General features: G+C 69.9%; 19 protein-coding genes. 7 read left to right on the plus strand and 12 right to left on the minus strand.

Going from position 1 to position 19,455, the window contains the following annotated elements:
- Positions 1 to 25: 25 nt before the first annotated feature.
- The 8 genes from ACIQWX_RS02745 to ddaH all read right to left on the minus strand — a co-directional run bounded on the left by ACIQWX_RS02745 (position 26) and on the right by ddaH (position 8,689).
- Positions 26 to 1,771, minus strand: coding sequence for a Wzz/FepE/Etk N-terminal domain-containing protein (locus tag ACIQWX_RS02745; RefSeq protein WP_400864597.1), 1,746 nt, complete (start codon positions 1,769 to 1,771; stop codon positions 26 to 28).
- The gene (locus ACIQWX_RS02750) at positions 1,768 to 3,126 is read right to left on the minus strand and encodes an exopolysaccharide biosynthesis protein (RefSeq protein WP_400864600.1); all 1,359 of its coding nucleotides are present in this window, start codon (positions 3,124 to 3,126) and stop codon (positions 1,768 to 1,770) included. Before ACIQWX_RS02750 ends, ACIQWX_RS02745 begins: the two co-directional genes overlap by 4 nt.
- 110 nt (positions 3,127 to 3,236) lie before the next feature.
- Positions 3,237 to 4,427 (minus strand): glycosyltransferase family 4 protein, encoded by a 1,191-nt coding sequence (locus ACIQWX_RS02755; protein ID WP_400864603.1) that lies wholly within the window; start codon positions 4,425 to 4,427, stop codon positions 3,237 to 3,239.
- Positions 4,408 to 5,724: a nucleotide sugar dehydrogenase gene (locus ACIQWX_RS02760; protein ID WP_400864606.1), complete on the minus strand. Its 1,317-nt coding sequence runs from the start codon at positions 5,722 to 5,724 to the stop codon at positions 4,408 to 4,410. Before ACIQWX_RS02760 ends, ACIQWX_RS02755 begins: the two co-directional genes overlap by 20 nt.
- A 184-nt stretch (positions 5,725 to 5,908) precedes the next feature.
- Entirely contained in the window at positions 5,909 to 6,172 is a 264-nt protein-coding gene (locus tag ACIQWX_RS02765; protein WP_400864609.1) for a helix-hairpin-helix domain-containing protein, read from the minus strand.
- A 63-nt stretch (positions 6,173 to 6,235) separates the two neighbouring features.
- The gene (locus ACIQWX_RS02770; RefSeq protein WP_400864611.1) at positions 6,236 to 6,931 is read right to left on the minus strand and encodes a glycoside hydrolase family 75 protein; all 696 of its coding nucleotides are present in this window, start codon (positions 6,929 to 6,931) and stop codon (positions 6,236 to 6,238) included.
- A 190-nt stretch (positions 6,932 to 7,121) separates the two neighbouring features.
- Positions 7,122 to 7,772, minus strand: coding sequence for a polysaccharide deacetylase family protein (locus ACIQWX_RS02775; RefSeq protein ID WP_400864614.1), 651 nt, complete (start codon positions 7,770 to 7,772; stop codon positions 7,122 to 7,124).
- Positions 7,773 to 7,852: 80 nt separating this feature from the next.
- Positions 7,853 to 8,689 carry a dimethylargininase gene (ddaH, locus tag ACIQWX_RS02780; protein WP_400864617.1) on the minus strand — a complete coding sequence of 279 codons (837 nt, stop codon included), beginning with the start codon at positions 8,687 to 8,689 and terminating at the stop codon, positions 7,853 to 7,855.
- 74 nt (positions 8,690 to 8,763) lie between these two features.
- Here ddaH and ACIQWX_RS02785 point away from each other — a divergent pair, with 74 nt between their 5' ends.
- Entirely contained in the window at positions 8,764 to 9,210 is a 447-nt protein-coding gene (locus ACIQWX_RS02785; RefSeq protein ID WP_086676042.1) for an Lrp/AsnC family transcriptional regulator, read from the plus strand.
- Positions 9,211 to 9,727: 517 nt separating this feature from the next.
- Here the strand turns inward: ACIQWX_RS02785 and ACIQWX_RS02790 are convergent.
- Entirely contained in the window at positions 9,728 to 10,096 is a 369-nt protein-coding gene (locus ACIQWX_RS02790) for a hypothetical protein (RefSeq protein WP_400864622.1), read from the minus strand.
- Between the two features lie 22 nt (positions 10,097 to 10,118).
- Between ACIQWX_RS02790 and ACIQWX_RS02795 the strand changes: the two genes are divergently transcribed.
- The 3 genes from ACIQWX_RS02795 (at position 10,119) to ACIQWX_RS02805 (ending at position 14,120) form a co-directional block, all read left to right on the plus strand.
- On the plus strand, positions 10,119 to 10,871 hold the full coding sequence (locus ACIQWX_RS02795) for an enoyl-CoA hydratase (protein ID WP_400864625.1): 753 nt from the start codon (positions 10,119 to 10,121) through the stop codon (positions 10,869 to 10,871).
- 262 nt (positions 10,872 to 11,133) lie between these two features.
- Positions 11,134 to 13,059: a 2-oxoacid:acceptor oxidoreductase subunit alpha gene (locus ACIQWX_RS02800; protein ID WP_400864628.1), complete on the plus strand. Its 1,926-nt coding sequence runs from the start codon at positions 11,134 to 11,136 to the stop codon at positions 13,057 to 13,059.
- The gene (locus ACIQWX_RS02805; protein WP_400864631.1) at positions 13,056 to 14,120 is read left to right on the plus strand and encodes a 2-oxoacid:ferredoxin oxidoreductase subunit beta; all 1,065 of its coding nucleotides are present in this window, start codon (positions 13,056 to 13,058) and stop codon (positions 14,118 to 14,120) included. The genes ACIQWX_RS02800 and ACIQWX_RS02805 overlap by 4 nt, the downstream gene beginning before the upstream one ends.
- Before the next feature lie 152 nt (positions 14,121 to 14,272).
- Here the strand turns inward: ACIQWX_RS02805 and ACIQWX_RS02810 are convergent, their stop codons facing one another.
- Positions 14,273 to 15,496 (minus strand): hypothetical protein, encoded by a 1,224-nt coding sequence (locus tag ACIQWX_RS02810; RefSeq protein ID WP_400864634.1) that lies wholly within the window; start codon positions 15,494 to 15,496, stop codon positions 14,273 to 14,275.
- 18 nt (positions 15,497 to 15,514) lie between these two features.
- A complete protein-coding gene (locus ACIQWX_RS02815; protein ID WP_400869368.1) occupies positions 15,515 to 16,567 on the minus strand; it encodes a polyprenyl synthetase family protein in 1,053 nt (350 codons plus the stop codon).
- Positions 16,568 to 16,805: 238 nt separating this feature from the next.
- Here ACIQWX_RS02815 and ACIQWX_RS02820 point away from each other — a divergent pair, with 238 nt between their 5' ends.
- From ACIQWX_RS02820 to ACIQWX_RS02830, 3 genes are all read left to right on the plus strand, one after another.
- Positions 16,806 to 17,462 (plus strand): hypothetical protein, encoded by a 657-nt coding sequence (locus ACIQWX_RS02820; RefSeq protein ID WP_400864637.1) that lies wholly within the window; start codon positions 16,806 to 16,808, stop codon positions 17,460 to 17,462.
- A 169-nt stretch (positions 17,463 to 17,631) separates the two neighbouring features.
- Positions 17,632 to 18,045, plus strand: a complete 414-nt coding sequence (locus ACIQWX_RS02825) for a hypothetical protein (RefSeq protein WP_400864640.1) — start codon at positions 17,632 to 17,634, stop codon at positions 18,043 to 18,045.
- Positions 18,046 to 18,080: 35 nt separating this feature from the next.
- Positions 18,081 to 18,665 carry a DUF3558 domain-containing protein gene (locus ACIQWX_RS02830; RefSeq protein WP_400864643.1) on the plus strand — a complete coding sequence of 195 codons (585 nt, stop codon included), beginning with the start codon at positions 18,081 to 18,083 and terminating at the stop codon, positions 18,663 to 18,665.
- Here ACIQWX_RS02830 and ACIQWX_RS02835 read toward each other — a convergent pair.
- Positions 18,617 to 19,390 carry a hypothetical protein gene (locus tag ACIQWX_RS02835; protein ID WP_400864646.1) on the minus strand — a complete coding sequence of 258 codons (774 nt, stop codon included), beginning with the start codon at positions 19,388 to 19,390 and terminating at the stop codon, positions 18,617 to 18,619. The two genes, ACIQWX_RS02830 and ACIQWX_RS02835, sit on opposite strands and share 49 nt — an antisense overlap.
- Positions 19,391 to 19,455 lie beyond the last annotated feature (65 nt).

The raw sequence follows: 19,455 nt of genomic DNA on the forward strand, positions 1-19,455 counted from the left end.
CCCCTTCATTCGCGGCGCGCGGGAGTCAAGAAACTTCCGCGCTCTTCTCGGACTCGAGTCCGGCATTCAACTCGCCTTTGTGCGTCGGTTCGCCGTGGTCGCGCTTGAACGGCGTCGGCCGCTTCGGCGGCTTGACCGGGGCGAACTTCTTCGTCGGCGCGTCCAGGTGGTCCGGCACGCTGACCTTCCCCGGCTCCGGCAGTGGCGGCTTGGCCGGCGGCGGGGCGACCGGCCGGACCGGCGCGATCCGCCGCGTCGGCGGCTCGACCACCGCGACGCGCTCGGCGATCCGGGCGGCCAGTTCGTCGATGCGGTCCTCGTGCTCGACGACCGAGACGCGGTGCACCGACGGCGCCGCCTTCGCCCGGCCGCGCAGGGCCGTGTGCAGGCCGTCCCACAGCGTGCCGTCTGACTTGTCGCGCGGATCCGGGTCGACCAGCACCACGCCGACGATCGGGATCTGCTGGTCGGCGAGCTGCCGGGCCACCGTGTGCAGCCACAGCGTGTTCGCGTGCCCGGCCTTGACGACCAGCACGGTCTCCTGGCCGAGGTGCGTCAGGTCGGTCCACGCCGTGCCCGGCGACACCGTGCCGACGCCGATGCGGCGTTCGTCCGGCGCGGCCTCGGGGTCGCCCGCGCCGACCACGGCGACCTCGCTCTTCGTCTCGGCGACGAGCTTGCGGACGTCCTCCTTCGGCAGGTCGTCGACGACGCTCGCGGAGCCGTCGAGCTCCTCGGCGATGTCGACGGCGAGCGCGGCGGCGACCTTCGGTGCGCCGAGCTCCAGCAGCGACACCTGCGGCTGGTCCTTCTTGATCGCGCGTACCAGCGTCGTGGCGACGCGCTTGCGTTCGGACACCGCGCGGGAGCGCCGCCACAGCCGCGCCGGGCCGCGCGGCTTCGACGGCAGCTGGGCGAGCACGGACGCGCCGAGGTGCGTGGAGATCTCGCGGCGCAGCACCGGCCGGTCGCGCGAGACCGCGCCGATGGCGGCGAACGCGATCCCCAGGGCCAGGCCGAGCGCGAAGCCGATGCCGGCGTTGGTCGCGGTGGTCTTGAGGAACGCCTTGGGCAGCGCGCGCGGGGCGTCGACGATCTGGGTGCCCGCGGCGACCTGCGGGCTGCCGATGCCGGCCTGCTGGGCGCGGGAGTCGAAATCGGAGATCTGCGACGCGAGCGCCGCGCGGCGCCCGTAGAGGCCTTCGAGGGTGCTGGCGTTGGCGTTGCGGCCCTTGCCGGTCTCGTCGGCGATCTGCTGGTCGACCTTGGTCAGCTCGTCCTGGGCGTTCTTGCGCTGGTCGAGGATGGCCTTCGACTGCGCGGCCGCGGCGGCCTGGCTGCGCCGGACGTGGTCGGCGATGAACACGTCGGCCAGCGCCTGCGCCTGCGCCACGGCCTCTTCGTTGCTCTTGGCCTTGACGGTGATCTGCATGACGTTGTTGGTCAGGCCGAGCCCGGCGTAGTTCTTCATGAACTCTTCGGCCGACTCGGTGCTGCCCAGCTTCTTCAGCGCGCCTTCGGCGATCTGGGTCGTCGACAGCACGGCGACGTCGGTGCGCATGAGCGTGCCGCTGTCGGTCGGCGAGTCGTCCTGGTGGACGACGATCACCTTGGTGACCGCGGTCGGCGGCGCGGGCAGCACGACCGCCACCGCGGCGCCGGCGATCAGCCCGAGCAACGCCGTGGCCAGCCACAACCGCTTGCGACGGCGGATGGCGACGAAGAGGCGCTGGAGGTCGACCAGCGGCGCCGTTTCCGGAGAAGTGCTCACGCCGAACCTGCCAGGGCTTTCTCGGGGGCTTCCGCCGCGGGTTCGGGTTCCGCCGGCTCCGCGGGCCTGACGGGGTGGGTGAGAACCGCGCCGACGACCTCCTGGCCGGCGTCGGCGCAGGCCTCGGCGAGCCGGACGAGCTCCCACGCGGTGCGGGAGCCGGCGCTGAGCACCACCAGGACACCGGAGCCGGGGCCGGCGTCCGGCACCGTCGGCCGCCCGGCGGTGAACTCGAAGATCCGCAGCGGCAGGGACAGCCGGTCGGCCAGCTCGGCGAGCTGACCGGCGGCCAGCTTGCCCGTCTCGTCGTCGTCGGCCACGAGCAGCAGGACGTCGGCGGGGCCGGTGGCCAGCCGGGCCAGCACGCGGCGGTAGCGGATGTCGCGGTTGACCTCGTCGGCCGACGTCGCGACCGGCGGCAGCACCCACGGCCGGTCGCTGCCGAGCAGCCGCCGCACCTGGCCGAGGAGGCCGGTCGCCGGGAGGCGGTCGCCCTGCGGCGTCGTGACGTCGACGCCGGCGAGGATCGGCGAGCCGAGCGCCGAAGCGATCTCCGGCTCGCCGCGCAGCCGCCGGTCCGCGCGGGCGGTGAAGAGGTGGCCGATCACGCCGGCGAGGAAGAACAGCACCGCACCGCCGGCGACCAGCTGCACCAGCGTCGGCGCGGCCGGCCCGGTCGGGCGCTCGGACGGCCCGAGCACGACGGTGTTGCCGATGCCGGTCGCGAGGTCGGCCTGGTTGAGGTCGTTGATCGCCTGCTCCAGCGACGTCCGCAGGCCTTCCAGCTGGGTGCGGACCTGGACGCTCTCGACGGTCAGGTCGCCGCCGACGCCCTTGGCGATGTCGCTGATCTTCTCGGTGGTCAGCTTGACCTGGTTGCGCAGCGTCTCGCGCTGCTCCTGAGCCAGCTGCACCGACGCGTCGGCGGAGTTGCTGGCCAGCTGCCCGGAGTACTTGACGAACTGCTGCGCGACCTGGTCGGCGAGCTGCTGGGCGTGCTCGGCGGTGTCGGCCGAGACGGTGATCGTCACGACGTTGCCGTTCGCGACGGACGCGGTGACCTGCTTCTTCAGGTCGGCGCCGCTCGGCTGCCAGGCCAGCTGCGCGGCGGCGCGGTCGAGGACGACCGAGCTGGTCGCGACCTCGGCCTGCGTCAGCAGCTCGTCCGCCTGACGCGGTCCCTGCAGCAGCACGCTCGAGGAGGTCTGGTAGCCGGGCGAGAACAGCACCGAGGCGCCGGCGCCGACGGCCGCGCCCAGGACGGCGAGGGCGGCCAGCAGCCGCCATCGCCGTTTCAGAACCTGCCCGACCAGGGCCAGGCGCACCGTGTCGTCAGTCAACGGCGGTATCTCCATTCCTGAGCCGGGTACGCCGAACGGATCTCAGTTGATCGGCCGGTTACCCGAACCGTCGTCGGACCGGGAGCATTGGTTACACGTCCGGTGAGTTCTTGACCTAACGGCGATCAGGACTTCACAGCGTGCTCATACGCGGCCAGCAGGTTCTTCGCTGAGTTCTCCCACGAGAGGGTGCCGGCGACCCGGGCCTGGCCCAGCTTGCCCATGCGAACCCGCTCCTCCGGGTCGTCGAGCAGCTGCGAAACGAGCTTCGCGAACGCCGACTCGTCGTTCGCCGGGGCGTAGACCGCCGCGTCGCCGGCCGAAACGCGCGCTTCGCGCAGTTCGAACGAGACGATCGGCTTGCTCATCGCCATGTACTCCATGACCTTGTTCATCGTGGAGACGTCGTTGAGCGGGTTGAGCGGGTCAGGGGACAGGCAGACGTCGGCGGTGGAGAGGTAGCGGACCAGGTCCTCGTCGGAGATCCGGCCGGTGAACTCGACCTGGTTGGCCAGCCCGAGCTTCGCCGAGAGGGCGACCATGTCGTCGAAGGCGTCGCCGGAGCCGACGAACACCGCGTGCCAGTCGGTGCGCCCGACCTCGTCGCGCAGCTTCGCGAGCGCGCGCAACGCGTAGTCGACGCCGTCCTGCGGGCCCATCACGCCGAGGTAGGCCAGCAGGTGCGGCTTGCCCTTCTTCAGCTCGGGCTCGGCCGGCACCTCGTGGAACCGCTCGACGACCGGGGCGCTGCGCACCACGAAGACGTCTTCGGGCTTCTTGCCGCCGCGGATCCGGGCGACCTCCTTGTAGCTCTCGTTCGTCGAGATCACGACGTCGGCGGCGCGGTAGGTGGCGCGTTCGAGCGCGCAGACCCCGCGGTAGAGCAGGTCCTGCCCGCGGTCGAACCGCGAGAGGTACAGCTCCGGGCACAGGTCGTGCTGGTCGAAGATGAACCGGGCGCCCTGGCGCTTGAGCACCTTCGCGACCAGGTACAGCAGGTCCGGCGGGTTGCAGGCGTGCACGACGTCGACCGGCCCGACCTTGCGGGCCAGCCGCAGCGTGTGCCACAGCGCGCTGCCGTACTCCTGCAGGTAGCCCGCGGGGCCGCCGGTCGCCGCCTTCAGCGGGTAGCGGTGGATGTGGACGCCGTCGACGACGGCTTCGGCCTCGGTGTCGCGCTTCGTGCCCTGCGGGCAGATCACGTGGACTTCCCACCCGGCGTCGCGCAGGGTCGTGGACTCCTGCCACACCCGCCGGTCGAAGGGGACGGAAAGGTTCTCTACGAGGATGAGCGCTTTACCAGGCAAGGCCGGCATATCCCTCTTCAAGGCGACGCTCGGCGGCGTCGGGCAGGCGGACGAGGTCGACGATCTCCCGGTCGCCGCCGTGCGGCAGCGCCGCCAGGACGTCCGGGTCCTTGGTGCCGACGAGCAGCACGTCGGCGTGGTCCATCACTTCTTCGACGGACCCGGCGAGCAGCTGGCCGAGGTGCGGCAGGCGCCCCTCGATGTACTCGCGGTTGGCGCCCATCAGCCGCGAGAGGCTGACGTTGGCGTCGTAGATCTTGAGGTCGTAGCCCTTGCCGAGCAGCTTCTCGGCCAGCTCCACCAGCGGTGACTCGCGCAGGTCGTCGGTGCCCGGCTTGAAGGAGAGGCCGAACAGCCCGACCTTGCGCTTGCCGGTGCGCGCGACCAGGTCGAACGCGCGCTGCAGGTGGTCGGCGTTGGACGCGAGCACGTGCGACAGGATCGGCACGCTGACGTCGGCGCGGTGCGCGGCGTAGACCAGCCCGCGCAGGTCCTTCGGCAGGCACGAGCCACCGAACGCGAAGCCGGGCTTGAGGTAGGCGGGGCTGATGTTGAGCTTGGTGTCGGCGAGGAAGACGTCGATCACCTGGTGCGAGTCGAGCCCGAGCGCGCGGCAGACCGCGCCGAGCTCGTTCGCGAAGCCGATTTTCAAGCCGTGGAAGGAGTTGTCGGCGTACTTCGTCATCTCCGCGACCGGGATCGGGACGCGGAACACCGGGCCGGGCAGCCCCTCGTACAGCCCGGCGACGGCGTCCCCGCTGGCGGTGTCGATCTCGCCGATCACGGTCTTCGGCGGGTCGAAGAAGTCGCGGACGCTGGTGCCCTCGCGCAGGAACTCGGGGTTCACCGCGACGCCGAAGTCGACGCCGGCCGTGCGGCCCGACGACTTCTCCAGGATCGGGATCAGCAGGTCCAGGCAGGTTCCGGGCAGCATCGTGCTGCGGAAGACGACGGTGTGCCGCTCGCTCTTCTTCGCGATGGCCTCGCCGATCTCCTCGGCGACGCGCTCGAGGTAGACGGTCGAGAGGCTGCCGTTCGGCGCCGACGGCGTGCCGACGCAGACCAGCGAGATTTCGCTGTCGGCGACGGCTTCCGCGACGTCGGTCGTGGCTCTCAGCGCGCCGCTCGCGACGACTTCGGCGGTCAGCTCGCCGATCCGCTCCTCGACCACCGGGGCCCTGCCCTGGGTGATGAGGTCGATCTTGACCGGGTTGACGTCCACGCCGACCACCCGGTGCCCTTGCCCCGCCAGGCACGCGGCGGAGACACAGCCGACGTAACCGAGCCCGAAGACACTGATCTTCACGCCAAAACCTCCGCTATTCCGCGCGACCCTCAAGTTGGTCGGCGGCGCCCCCTGGATCGTTACCGGCGGGGCAGCGAACGGGGTAAAGCGTGAGACGGCCGTTAGGCGTAACGGTTTTCGCGTAAAAATCGGGTCTCGAATTGCATCTTGCAGTGGGTGATCAACGCGGTCGCCGCGGTTGTCGTCAGCGGGTCCCGAGAAGGCGTTTCCGTTCGGGCGTGTAGGTCCACCACGGCCGCGGCGGAGCGCCGTCGGCTTGGTCGACGGCCGACATGAACGTGTCGAGGACGCAGGGGTCGTGCCGGACGCCGTCGGTCTCGCAGAGCCGTTCGTACAGCTCGAGGGCGTCGCGGCCGGCCAGCTGGTCCGGCTCGGTGATGCCGAGGCGCGCGAAGTCGCGAACCATCGCGGGGCCGATGTTGGCCAGTTTCAGCAGTTCCTTGCTCATGCTTCCCAGCACAGCAGCCGGGGCCGATCCGCGTCTTGAACGGATCGGCCCCGGCGTGCTCGTTCAGTTGTTGTTCACGAACGTGGTGGCCAGGCTCTGGCCCTTGCTCACCGCGTTCGCGTGGTTCTCGATCGGCGAGACCGTCGAGTTCTTGAAGCAGATGTACGTGACGCCGGAGTCGGTGCCGCCGTTGGACGGGTCCGGGTTGATGCCGAGGTCCTTCGCCGTCGCGTACGAGGCTTCGCCGATGATCTGCGACGGGCCGGTGTCGCCGATGACCGCGTACTCGACCTTGCCGTTGTAGATCACCGCGCAGGAGCCGCCGCCCTTCAGCTGCGACGAGCTGTACTTCCAGATGCTGCTCGAGCTCGGCACGACGATGTAAGGCAGCTTCGCGGCGTTGAGCGGCTTGCCGTCGGACTGGTGGAACGCCGTGTCGTCCTGGTAGCAGCAGTCGGTGTCCTCGTTGCACTGCGTGCTGCGCTGGCCGTCGCAGTCGATGTCCATGTCGGCCTTCCAGAAGACCGCGCCGTTCGCGTCGCAGACGGCGACGGTCTTGCCGGAGACGTCTTCGTCGGTCTTGTACTTGCCGTTGGAGATCTGCTTGCAGCTGTTCGTCTTCGCGAGCAGCTGGGCCGCGGTCGGGGCGGCCGCGGTGGTCGCCGGAGCCGCGGCGGGGGCCGGTGCCGCCGACGCGAGGGCCGAGGGCATGACGGCCGCGGCGAGTGCCATGGTCGCGAGCAGGATCAGTTTCCGCATTCCTGGTGCTCCCTTTAGTTAGGAAACTTTCCTTACGGCGGCGAGGCGACCAGGATGCACCCGCGAAGTGGTCTGGACAAGAGGGTGCGGTGCGGGAATTTCCCATCATGCGGCCGGTCTTGACGAAAACGCTGCTCACCGGACGCGGGCGCGGAAACGCCTGTGCCGATCACCGGGAAGCGGTCCGGGGTCAGCCCCGGCGGAACAGCCGGCCCGGCCAGCTCCCCCGCCGGCGCCCGGCCGCGAGCACGCCGTCGAGCGTCTCGCCGTCGAGGTCGTGACGCAGCTCGGTGCGCGCCTGCAGCCAGCCGTCGCGGCTCGCCGCGCCGCCGCCGGTCGTGTAGACGCGCGTCGCGCCCGCCTCCCGCAACCGCGTCAGCACGCGGCGGTCGTACGCGCCGAACGGCAGCGAGTACCGCCGGACCGGGCGGCCGCACAGGTCGCCGAGGAGCTTCGGGGCGTCGGTCAGCTCGCGGCTCGCCTGGCGGTCGTCGAGGCGCCGCCAGTCGCGCGGCTCCCAGCCGTGCGAGCCGATCTCCATGCCGGCGCGCGCGAGTTCGCGCAGCCCGTCGCGGTCGAGGTAGCCGCGCTGCCCGAGGCGGCCGGCGAGCGGGAAGAACTCCGCCGTCAGCCCGCGGTCGACGAGCCGCGGCAGCGCGATCTCGACGTCGGACTCGTTGCCGTCGTCGAAGGTGAGGTGGACGTCGTCGCGGTCGGCGACGGCCTCGAGCACCTGCTCGAACTGCTCGACCGTCACCCAGCGCTCGTCCTCGCCGGGGTCGAGCTGACGAGCCGGCCGGCCGATCCCGTGCAGCGCGAGGTTCACCGCCACCACTCCCACCGCCTGCCACCGCGAGTAGTCGATTTGTTACTTCGATTAATCGCGGTGGCAAACGGGTGAGTTACAGGTTTTGCCGGTATTCACCCTTTGCGGATTTCCAGCGTGCAGCACTTGGGGCCGCCGCCGGCTTTCCGCAGCTCGGAGATGTCGACGTAGACGGGCTCGTAACCGCGGTCCGCGAGAAGTTCACCCAGTCGGGTGGCCTCGACGGGGAGGACGACGTTGCGGCCGTCGGACACGCCGTTCAGGCCGAAGCACTCGGCGTCTTCGCGCGTCGCGAGCACGGCGTCCGGGAACAGCCTCTCCAGCACGCGGCGCGAGCCGGCCGAGAAGGCGTCGGGGTAGTAGACGATCTGCGCGCGCGTGGTGTCCGTCGCCTCGGCGAGGACGAACAGCGCCGTGTCGAGGTGGTAGTAGCGCGGGTCGACCAGGTGCAGCGAGACGACCGGGACGCCGAGGACTTCCTGGGCTTCGGCGTGCGCGGCCGGGTCGGTGCGGAAGCCGGTGCCGGCCAGCAGCAGGGTGCCGGTCCAGGCGAAGTCGCCCTCGGCCTCGTTGATCTTTTCGGGCATGGTGATGTCGCGGTAGCCGTGTTCGACGAACCAGCGGCGGAAGTGCTCGGCCTCGGCGGCCCGCTGCGGCGCGCGGAACCGCGAGCCGAGGACGCGGCCGTCGACGACGGTGCCGGAGTTGGCGGCGAAGACCATGTCGGGCAGCCCGGGCTGGGCGTCGATCTCCTCGACGGTGTGGCCGAGGCGGCGGTAGGTGTCGCGCAGCTCGGTCCACTGCGCCACGGCGGTTTCGGCGCTGACCGGCTGGGTCGGGTCCATCCAGGGGTTGATCACGTAGTCCACCGCGAAGTGGCGTGGGGGACACATGAGGTATCGACGGGTGGTCGGTACGCGCATCTCCTGCATGGTTGCAGGGTAAGGGGCGCCTAATCTCGCAATCAATCGCTGTTCGCTGCGCATATCTGTGCTATCTGTTGCGTGTGAACACCATCGACCAGCGAATCGTTTCGTGCCTCGTGGCGAACGCGCGCAGCAGCTACGCGGAGATCGGCAAGGTGGTCGGCCTGTCGGCCCCGGCGGTCAAGCGGCGGGTGGACCGGCTGCTGGAAACGGGCATCCTGAGGGGCTTCACGGCGGTGGTCGACCCGGAGGCGCTGGGGTGGGGAACGGAGGCGTTCGTCGAGGTCACGTGCCAAGGCAACATCACGCCGGCCCGGATCCGGGCGCGGTTGGAGCCGCTGCCGGAGGTGGTGGCGGCGTACACGGTGTCGGGCGCGGCAGACGCGATCGTCCATTTGCGGGCGGCGGACATCCACCATCTCGAGACGGCGTTGGAGCGGTTGCGGGGGTTGGAGATCGTGGACCGGACGGTGTCGACGGTGGTGTTGTCGCGGTTGCTGGAACGGCCGCCTACTCCGGAGGGGTGACGCCTCCGGCCCCCGGGTTCCAGTTTAGTGGCGGGGACCGACGGTTTCGGGCCGGTGCGCGGTCGGTGCCGCCAGTTGTGCACAGGCCCCGCCGGTTGTGGAACAACAGCGGGCCCGACCCGTCGAGATCACCGGACTGTCGGACCCGGCCGATACGCTGGCGACCGGGGGCCGGAGGCCGCCCTCAGGGCTCGGAGGACCAGCGGTGTCTCGTCCGGCTCGACCACGCCACCGGACGGAGCGACTGGTCACCCACCGCGCCACCGGACCGAGCGACTGGTCACCGACCGCGCCACCACATGCCGGAACAGGCCAGGCCGGCCCGCTCGACCCCGGCGAACCGACCCCGCGGCACACGGTGAAGAAGCCGATCGACCAGCGGCAACCTCGAACGCAGCCGCGGCCGCCAGTTGTGCACAGGCCGCCGGTTGTGGAGCAACAGCGGGCCCGAGCCGTCGAGATCGCCGGACTGTCGGACCCGGCCGATACGCTGGCGACCGGGGGCCGGAGGCCGCCCTCAGCCCGCCAGCGCCCGCAAAACCATCGATGCCTCGTCCGGATGCAGCCGCAACTCCGTCCGCCCACCCGCCGAGTGGAACGTCACCGCCTGGCGGTCCACCGCCTGCATCGTCAACTCCCCCGGCTCGAACGCCACCGGAGAACCACCCGGCACCCGCCAAGTCGCCGGCCCCTCGCCGACCGCGATCCAGCCGCGCTGTTCACGACCGGACGTCAGCTCCTCCGACCGCAGCACGCACGGCACCGACACCCGCGACCCCCGTGCGAAAGCCGCGGCCCGGGCCCGACGGCGACGGCTGCCGAACAGCTCCGACATGTCGATCATCGTCAGCAAGTTGCCGACCAGCACCACCAGCAGTTCCCCCATGCCCCACTAATACCCTGACCCGATGACCGACCGCATCGTCAGCGAGCACTCGGACGGCATCGCGCTGCTGACCGTCGACGCCCCCGGCAGCCGCAACGCGCTCACCCTCGAGCTCTCCGCCCAGCTCGCCGCCGCCGTCGAGGCCGCCGAACGGGACCAGACCGTGCACGCCGTCGTCGTCACCGGTACTCCTCCCGCCTTCTGCGCCGGCGCCGACCTCTCCGCGCTCGGCCGAGCCGACGAAACCGGCCTGCGCGCCATCTACGAAGGCTTCCTCGCCGTCGCTCGGTGCAGCCTGCCCACCATCGCCGCCGTCAACGGGGCCGCCGTCGGGGCCGGCCTCAACCTCGCCCTCGCCGCCGATGTCCGGCTGGTCTCCCCGCGTGCGAAGTTCGTCGCCCGGTTCCTCGAGCTCGGGCTGCACCCCGGGGGCGGCATGACGTGGATGACGCAGCGGCTGGCCGGCCCGCAGGTGGCCGCCGCCATGACGTTGTTCGGGCAGCCGCTCGACGCCGAAGCCGCCGTGCGCGCCGGGCTCGCCCTGGCGGTCGCCGAAGACGTCGTCGCCGCCGCGAAAGAGCTCGCCGCTCCCGCCGTCGCCGCGCCGCGCGAGGCGCTGCTCGCCACCAAGCGCAGCCTGCGGACGACCGCCTCGCTGGCCTCCCACGCCGACGCCGTCGACGTCGAGATCCAGCCGCAGCTCGCGTCGCTGGCCTCGCCCGAGTTCGCCGAACGGCTGGCGGCCGTCCAGGCGCGGATCCGGTCACAACCCTGATCCCAGCAGGTGGACCCCTGAGTCCGAGACCCGCGTCACAACGAAGACTGGGGTCTACCCGTTACCATCGGTCACAGGTATTTGCCGGACCAGCGCAGAAGAACCGTCGGCGCAGTAATGAGGTCGTCCGCGACCCCGGGACTCTAGGAACATCGTTGCCGAGCGCGAGCTAACCTCGTGGTAGGGCCTGGTGATCCGCGTGTCATCGCACCGGGCAGGCGACCGATGGCCGCAACGTCGGGAGAGAGGGAATCCCTGACCCATGAGCACGAGTGCGAACGGCAACGGCGCTGGTCACGGCTCGCTCGCCGCGACCAGGCCGACCGAGGTCAGCAAGCTGGACCGGGTCGTCATCCGGTTCGCGGGCGACTCGGGTGACGGCATGCAGCTGACCGGCGACCGCTTCACGTCCGAGGCCGCCGCGTTCGGCAACGACCTGTCGACGATGCCGAACTTCCCCGCCGAGATCCGCGCGCCGCAGGGCACCATCCCCGGCGTCTCGAGCTTCCAGGTGCACTTCGCCGACTACGACATCCTCACCCCCGGCGACCGCCCGGACGTGCTGGTGGCGATGAACCCGGCCGCCCTCAAGGCGAACCTCGGAGACGTCCCGCACGGTGGGACGATCATCCTCAACACCGACGACTTCATCAAGCGCAACCTGACGAAGGTCGGCTACGCGACGGACCCGCTCGACGACGACACGCTCGCGCCCTACCAGGTGCACCGGGTCGCCATGTCGACGCTGACCCAGGGCGCGCTCGCCGACACCGGCCTCGGCAAGAAGGACGCCGAGCGCTGCAAGAACATGTTCGCGCTCGGCCTGCTGTCGTGGATGTACCACCGGCCGACCGAGGGCACCGAGCAGTTCCTGCGCGAGAAGTTCGCGAAGAAGCCGGACATCGCCGAGGCGAACATCCTGGCCTTCCGGGCCGGCTGGAACTACGGCGAAACGACCGAGTCGTTCGCGACGACGTTCCAGGTCGCCCCGGCCAAGCTGAAGCAGGGCACCTACCGGCAGATCACCGGCAACACCGCGCTCGCCTACGGGATCGTGGCCGCCGGGCAGCGCTCCGGCCTGCAGATCCTGCTCGGCACGTACCCGATCACGCCGGCGTCGGACATCCTCCACGAGCTGTCCAAGCACAAGAACTTCGGCATCATCACCTTCCAGGCCGAGGACGAGATCGCCGGCATCGGCGCCGCGCTCGGCGCGTCCTACGGCGGCGCGCTCGGCGTCACCTCGACGTCCGGCCCGGGTGTCGCGCTGAAGTCCGAAGCCGTCGGCCTCGGCGTGATGGTCGAGCTGCCGCTGGTCGTCATCGACGTCCAGCGCGGCGGCCCGTCGACCGGCCTGCCGACCAAGACCGAGCAGGCCGACCTGCTGCAGGCGATGTTCGGCCGCAACGGCGAGTCGCCGGTCCCGATCGTCGCGCCGCTGTCCCCCGCGGACTGCTTCGACGCGGCTGTCGAGGCCACGCGCATCGCGCTGAAGTACCGCACCCCGGTGCTGCTGCTCTCGGACGGCGCGATCGCCAACGGCTCCGAGCCGTGGCTGATCCCCGACGTCGAAACCCTGCCCGACCTGCGCGTCGAGTTCGCTTCCGAGCCGAACGCCGACAACGACTCGGGCGAGTTCTGGCCGTACGTGCGCGACCCCGAGACGCTCGCCCGCGCGTGGGCGATCCCGGGCACGCCGGGCCTGCAGCACCGCATCGGCGGGCTGGAGAAGGCCGACAAGACCGGCCACATCTCCTACGACCCGGCCAACCACGAAAAGATGGTCCGGCTGCGGCAGGCGAAGATCGACGGCATCGACGTCCCGGACGTCGTGGTCGACGACCCCTCCGGCGGCAAGGCGCGCGTGCTGGCACTGGGCTGGGGTTCGTCCTACGGCCCGATCGGGGCCGCGTGCCGCCGGGTGCGCAAGCTCGGCCTGCCGATCGCGCAGGCGCACCTGCGCCACCTCAACCCGCTCCCGGCCAACCTCGGCGACATCCTCCGCAGCTACGACAAGGTCGTGGTGCCGGAGATGAACCTGGGCCAGCTCGCGCTCCTGCTGCGGGCGAAGTACCTGGTGGACGTCCACAGCCACACCAAGGTCGCTGGCATGGCGTTCAAGGCCGAAGAGCTGCAGGACCTGTTCTCGGAGATCATCACCGGCGTTGCTACGGAGGCGGCGAAATGACCGCAATCGACATCGGGCTTCCCACTCTCGGCGGCCTGGACCTTGTGCCCAGCACCGAAGAACCGCAGAAGGCCAAGGACTACAAGTCCGACCAGGAAGTGCGCTGGTGCCCGGGCTGCGGCGACTACGTCGTGCTGAACGCGGTGCAGTCGTTCCTGCCGACGCTTGGCCTCAAGCGCGAGAACATCGTCTTCATCTCGGGCATCGGCTGCTCGTCGCGCTTCCCGTACTACCTCAACACCTACGGCATGCACTCGATCCACGGCCGCGCGCCGTCGATCGCGACCGGCCTGGCGACCACCCGCGAGGACCTCTCGGTGTGGGTCGTCACCGGTGACGGCGACGCGCTGTCCATCGGCGGCAACCACCTGATCCACGCGCTGCGCCGCAACGTCAACATCAAGATCCTGCTGTTCAACAACCGGATCTACGGCCTGACCAAGGGCCAGTACTCCCCGACGTCCGGCCAGGGCATGGTCACCAAGTCGACGCCGATGGGGTCGGTGGACACACCGTTCAACCCGCTCTCGCTGGCGATCGGCGCGGAGGCGTCGTTCGTGGGCCGCGCGATGGACTCCGACCGCAAGGGCCTCACCGAGGTCCTGCAGGCCGCGGCCGAGCACCGCGGGTCGGCGCTGGTCGAGATCTACCAGAACTGCCCGATCTTCAACGACGGCGCGTTCGACGTCCTCAAGGACGCCGACGAGGCCGCCGCCCGGCTGATCCCGCTGCGCGCCGGCGAGCCGATCCGGTTCGGCCCGAACCAGGAGTTCGGTGTCAAGCGCTCCGACTGGGGCGGCCTGGACGTCGCGAAGGTCGCCGACATCGGCGAGGACAACGTGGTGGTGCACGACCCGTCGATCGTCGACACGTCGTACGCGTTCGCGCTGTCGCGCCTCGGCGACCAGAACCTGAACCACGTCCCGACGGGCATCCTCCGCCGGGTCGAGCGCCCGACGTACGACGACGGCGCCCGCGCCCAGGTCGAGCAGGCCCGCGCGGCCCGCACGCCCGACCTGCAGGCCCTGCTGCGCGGCAAGGACACCTGGACGGTCGCTTAGTTCTGTCTCCCGAAGGCCGCCACGCCCTGGTGCGTGGCGGCCTTCGTCGTTTCGGGGTTGCGTCACTCGGGACACGTGTCCCGATTTTTGGGTCATGCGACCTTAGCGTTCTTCGACGTTCGGAAGTCCGATGTGGACACCGCGGCCTGAAGTCAGCTGAGCGGGCGGAAGCCGACCCGCTCGGCGTCCTCGGCGGTCCGGAACCACACCTCGGCCACCATCTTCGGGAACTGCGCCGATTCCTCGGTGCAGTACCGCAACGCCGTCACGCTGGCCTTGACCTCGAACGCGTCGCTCGGCCGGCCGCCGCCGGGCCGCGGCATCGCCGAGCCGGGGCCGAACGGGCCGGGCGGGACCGCGTCGCCCGCCGCCTGCCGCGCGGGCGGCGGCTCCGGCGCCGCGACGGCCGCCTGGTTCGGCTGCACCGACGGCTCGAACAGCGAACCGCTGTGGGCGCCGGCCAGGTCGGTCTCGCGCCGCTCGACGGTGCGCATCGACGGCTCGATCGGTTGCGGCGAAACGAACCCGCCGCGCAGCGCCTCGCGCGGCTGCCGCTTGGGCAGCACCTGCGTCGCCTCGGCCGGGGTCTCCGGCGGCACGTCCAGCTCGCCGTTCGCCGCGTCGTCGCCGCCGAACGCGTACTGGGGCGCTTCCTCGGCTTCTTCGGCTTCTTCGACTGCGTCGCCGCCGACCGAAAGGTAGCGGGTGCGCTCCACCGGCTCCTCGAACGCCGAACGCTCGGAGGGGAGGTCGTCGTCGAACCAGTCCGGCGCCTGGTGCTGCGGCTCGTCCGCCGGGGTCTGGAACAGCGAACCGGCGGCGGGCTCCGGGTCGAGCTGCTGCTCGAGCCGCGAAAGCGCCGGCGTCTCGGGCTCGAGCTCTTCCTCCGGCGTCAGGTACTCGGTCGCGGCGGCGCGGTACGGGTCCTCGGACTCCGGCGGGGCGACCGGGGGGATGAACTGCGTCTCCGACGCCCGGTCCTCGGGCTCCGGCTCCGGCCGGAACGCCTCGTCGGGGTCGTGCGTCCCCGGCGGCACCTGCGAGTCGAGCTCGGCGAAGTCCGCGTCGATGTCGTCGTGGACGTCGTCGCGGTTGAACGGCGCCGCGGCAACGAGCGTGCCCGGGTAGGAGGTCTCCTCGCGCGCCGGCACCGGCTCGGGCCGCGGCTCCGGCCGGGTGAACACCTCGGTGCCCGGCGCGGCCAGCCCGGCGGCGTTCGCGGGCGTGCGCGCGGCGTCGGCGTGGGCCTGCGCCAGCGAACTCTCCAGCTTGCGGACGTTCTTGCGGAGCGGCAGCACCAGCACCAGCCAGGTCAGCAGCACCCCGACGAAGAACGCCGCGAGACTCCACAGCCAAACTTGTCCGAAAATGGACATCTCTTTCCTGCCCCTGTTTTAGTGCGTGCGCGCGACCAGGTAGTCGGCGACCGACTCGCACGCGTCCCGGGCGGGTGACGCGGGCAACGCGGCCAGCTCGGCTCGAGCGCGCTGAGCGTAGTCGGAAAGGGTGACGCGTGCCCGTTCGAGTCCACTACTCGCCCGCAGCAGTTCCAGCGCCTCCCGGACCAGGGCGTCGTCGGCGATCGGGCCGGACAGCAGCTCGGTGAGCCGCGGGTCGGTGCCCGGGTCGGCCAGCGCGTACAGCATCGGCAGCGTCCGGACGCCTTCGCGCAGGTCGGTGCCCTGCGCCTTGCCCAGTTCGTCGGACGGCGAGGCGATGTCGATGATGTCGTCGGAGATCTGGAACGCGGTCCCGATGATGTCGCCGAAGCGGCGCAGCGCCTGGATGTGCTCCTCGGCGGCGCCGGACATCATGCCGCCGAAGCGGCCCGACGTGGCGATCAGCGAGCCGGTCTTCTGGGCGATCACGGTGAGGTAGTGCGCGACGGCGTCGTCACCCGGTCCGGGGCCGACGGTCTCGCGCATCTGGCCGGTGACCAGCTCGCCGAAGGTCTCGGCGATGATCCGCGCGGCGTCCGTGCCCAGGTCGGCGACCAGGCGCGAGGCGTGCGCGAAGAGGAAGTCGCCGGTGAGGATGGCGATGGTGTTGTCCCACCGCGCGTTGACGCTCTCGGCGCCGCGGCGCATGTCGGCCTCGTCCATGACGTCGTCGTGGTAGAGCGTGGCGAGGTGCACCAGCTCGACCGCGGCGGCGGCGATCACGACGTGGTCGTCCTGCTTCGGGCCGAACTGCGCGGACAGCAGCGTGAAGAGCGGACGAAAACGTTTGCCCCCCGCCTCGACCAGGTGCAACGCGGCGTCGTTGACGGCCTGGACGTCGCTGCGGACGACCTCGCGCAGCAGCTTCTCGACGTCGGCCAGGCCGCCGGCGATGGCGCGGAGCAGGGACTCGTCGGCGATCTGCAGGCCAACCGACGCGCGCAGGTCCTCGAGGGCGCCACCCGGCGCAGCGGGGAGGGATCCCGCCCCGGGGGCTGGGGAAGGCACAGACACGTCGGCTCCGCTCTACTCGTGCACCGGTCGGGTTATGCCTTGAGCGTAGTGGCTACCCCGCGCGGTCGTTTACCCGCTGTCCAGCGGAAACGGTGACGAACACGACACCCCGTCCCCCACCACCGACGGGTGGTTCGCGATCCCCGAAGGAGTGATCGACGTTTTCGGGCGCAACGGACGTCTCCGGCGGGCGGATATTGCCCTCAGGAAGATCACTCAAGGAGGACTCGGAATGCGCAACACGATCGCGGGACGGGCCGGGCTCGCCGGATCACTGCTGGTGGCCGGGCTGTGCGCCGGCGTCGCGCCGGCCGAGGCCGCCCCGCAGCCGGGGGTGGCGAACATCGGCTCGGCATCGTTCACGAAGGCGGGCTCGACGATCACGGTCCCGACGCAGGGCCGCTGTTCGGTCGACGGCCCGACGAGCGCAACGGCCCAGGTGGTGACGAAGACGGGCATCACGTTCGGCGGCGGGACGTCGTCCTGCACGACCACGGTGACGGACCCCAACACGGACGCCACGACGACGACGTCGACGGCAACGGGCAAGAACTTCGAGCTGTCGGCCCTGGTGAGCGCGGGCGGCCCGCGCGTCAAGCTGTCGACGTTCACGGTGAAGTGCGTGGCGACCCAGACGCAGACGAACGCGAACTGGGGTTACGGCGGGATGGCGGGCATCCCGAACCCGCCGAGCCCGGTGCCGGTGGGCTACGTGGCGCCGATCAAGAAGTCCAACGGGACGGTGCTGGCGAACGCGGTGTTCAACATCCAGAACCTCCCGGGCGACGGGAGCATCGGGTTGACGATGCTGCGGATCGATTTCCTGCCGGCATCGGGGGTCAGTGGGCAGGTGGTGCTGGGTCACACTTCCTGTTCGCCGACACCGTAGGGATTTCGGGGGCCGCGGCCGGGGAGTTCTTTTCGAGAGGACGGCCGCGGCCCTCGTTTGTTTTTGGTTCTTCGGAACCCTGGTAGCGTGCTGGCCGTCGGATACGCAGGGTGCTCGGGGTGGAGCGGACTGCGAGCTAGGGGAGAGCTGATGACGACGGGGTTTTGCGGTGGGTGAGGGTTACGATCCCGGGGGCACGAGGCGGGCGCCGTTGCGTCCGGTGGTGCGGCGGGCGGGGTCTTATGGGGATGGGGTTGGCGGGGGCGGGGCGGGGTTCGCGTACGACGAGGCCACGCTGCACGAGCTGGTCAAGGAGTGGCGCGAACTTGAGGACGAATTCCGAGCGGACTTCGCGCAGGCCGAGGCTCTCGTTCGCGCGAAGGGGCCTGGCCTCGAGTATGCGAGCGGAAACAACGCAGAGCTGATCCGAGCCTCTGGAACGTCCCTGTCCGACACGTTGCAGGAACGAGCTCGGTATTGCGAATCCATGGTGGAGAAGTACGTGACCGCTTTGGGAAAGTACGCAACGGCAGAAGAAGCTCACGCCACCGAGATCGGCAACACCACGAAAGGCACCCTCTAGTGCGTCGCATCCTCGCGTTGAGCTGCGTTGGGCTCATGTCGCTCGTTGCCTGCTCGCCTCAAACCTCAGGTACGGAATCTCCGGCGAACACTCCGAGTTCGCCGGCAGGATCCGACACCGAGCAACAGGTACCTGGACCTGGTGTCCCGAAGGTGGACACGCCGATCGACACAGGTCGGTTCGAATCGGCGCCTTGCTCCGCTCTGACCGATGCGCAGGCCACCGAGTTGTTCGGCGGTCAATTCGTGGCCAAACCCGATCCGCAGGCGCCTGCCGGCCCGACGTGCAACTGGACGCCGGCAGACCTGACCGGAGCCAGCCTCAACGTGATCTTTTCGAAGGTCGACCGACTCGGCTTGACCAGCGTCTACCAGGCGAAAGGCACTACATACAAGCTCTTCGAGGTGCTAGCGCCCATCGCCGACCATCCTGCCGTCGCTTACGGGACTTCGGACTTCCGTGCGACTGGCGTTTGCTCGATCGCAGTCGGTACCAGTGATCGCAGCACCGTCGACATCACAGTCACTCAATCGCGCGGCAACATCGGCAAAAATGACCCTTGCGTGGCCGCTCAAACCGTCGGTTCGAAGGTTCTTGCCACGCTGAAGGGAGGAAGCTGATGGCAACCGAAGGCCCCTTGACTGCAGCGCAAATCTACGAACAGATCACCGGTGGCGAAGGCACTGACTCGTTGTCGGATGCTGAGGTCAGTGCCAGGAATCTGACCAGTCGGATGGTTGAACGCGCTCAGCGGATTAGTGCCCTTCGGGCCAAGACTCTGTCTGGTTGGCAAGGCGGTGCTGGGGAGGCTGCTGCTGATGCCACCCTTCCCCTTGTTCAAGCCGCTGCCGACGATGCCGTTCATCTTCAGACCGCTCAGACTGCTGTTGGCTCTCAAATGGATGCCTTTGGGACCGCCAAGAACTCCGTCAAGCCCGTTGCTCCTCAGCCTCCTGAACTGACCGCTGCCGACATTCTTCACGTCTTCACCGGGGAAGGGACCGGCTCTTACCCCACCAAGGTTGCCAACTGGCAGTCCGATAGCCAGGCCAATATCGAAGCCTTCGCCGCCTATCACTCCGCCAGTAGTATCAACGGTATTCAGATGCCCGCCCGATATGCTCAGCTCGCCGACTCCGGTGCTCCCGTCTCCTTGGCTACCCCCAGGGATGACACGCCCAGTAAGACCGCCGGGCCTACCGATACCGGTGAGTGGGCTCGGAATCCCCATCAGCCGCGGGTTCCTGCGCAACAGGAGCGGCAGACCGTCCAGCCCGGACAGCAGCAGGTTCAAAACCAGTTCACGAACCAGACGTCTCAGAATCAGCAGCAGGTTCAGAACCACGTCCAGCAGCCTGGCACCGATACCACTCATGCCAACAGCTACATCACCAAGCCTGCTGCTCAGGG

Origin of the sequence: Amycolatopsis sp. NPDC098790 (assembly GCF_044759945.1) — a bacterium.
Taxonomy (GTDB): Bacteria; Actinomycetota; Actinomycetes; order Mycobacteriales; family Pseudonocardiaceae; genus Amycolatopsis.

Bases quoted from the DNA above. Each gene is read 5' to 3' on its own strand.
- ACIQWX_RS02795 (WP_400864625.1), top strand. From the start codon at position 10,119: ATGACCGACCGCATCGTCAGCGAGCACTCGGACGGCATCGCGCTGCTG.
- ACIQWX_RS02820 (WP_400864637.1), top strand. From the start codon at position 16,806: ATGCGCAACACGATCGCGGGACGGGCCGGGCTCGCCGGATCACTGCTG.
- ACIQWX_RS02790 (WP_400864622.1), bottom strand. From the start codon at position 10,096: ATGGGGGAACTGCTGGTGGTGCTGGTCGGCAACTTGCTGACGATGATC.
- ACIQWX_RS02755 (WP_400864603.1), bottom strand. From the start codon at position 4,427: ATGCCGGCCTTGCCTGGTAAAGCGCTCATCCTCGTAGAGAACCTTTCC.
- ddaH (WP_400864617.1), bottom strand. From the start codon at position 8,689: ATGCAGGAGATGCGCGTACCGACCACCCGTCGATACCTCATGTGTCCC.
- ACIQWX_RS02765 (WP_400864609.1), bottom strand. From the start codon at position 6,172: ATGAGCAAGGAACTGCTGAAACTGGCCAACATCGGCCCCGCGATGGTT.
- ACIQWX_RS02800 (WP_400864628.1), top strand. From the start codon at position 11,134: ATGAGCACGAGTGCGAACGGCAACGGCGCTGGTCACGGCTCGCTCGCC.
- ACIQWX_RS02750 (WP_400864600.1), bottom strand. From the start codon at position 3,126: ATGGAGATACCGCCGTTGACTGACGACACGGTGCGCCTGGCCCTGGTC.
- ACIQWX_RS02810 (WP_400864634.1), bottom strand. From the start codon at position 15,496: ATGTCCATTTTCGGACAAGTTTGGCTGTGGAGTCTCGCGGCGTTCTTC.
- ACIQWX_RS02830 (WP_400864643.1), top strand. From the start codon at position 18,081: ATGTCGCTCGTTGCCTGCTCGCCTCAAACCTCAGGTACGGAATCTCCG.
- ACIQWX_RS02770 (WP_400864611.1), bottom strand. From the start codon at position 6,931: ATGCGGAAACTGATCCTGCTCGCGACCATGGCACTCGCCGCGGCCGTC.
- ACIQWX_RS02805 (WP_400864631.1), top strand. From the start codon at position 13,056: ATGACCGCAATCGACATCGGGCTTCCCACTCTCGGCGGCCTGGACCTT.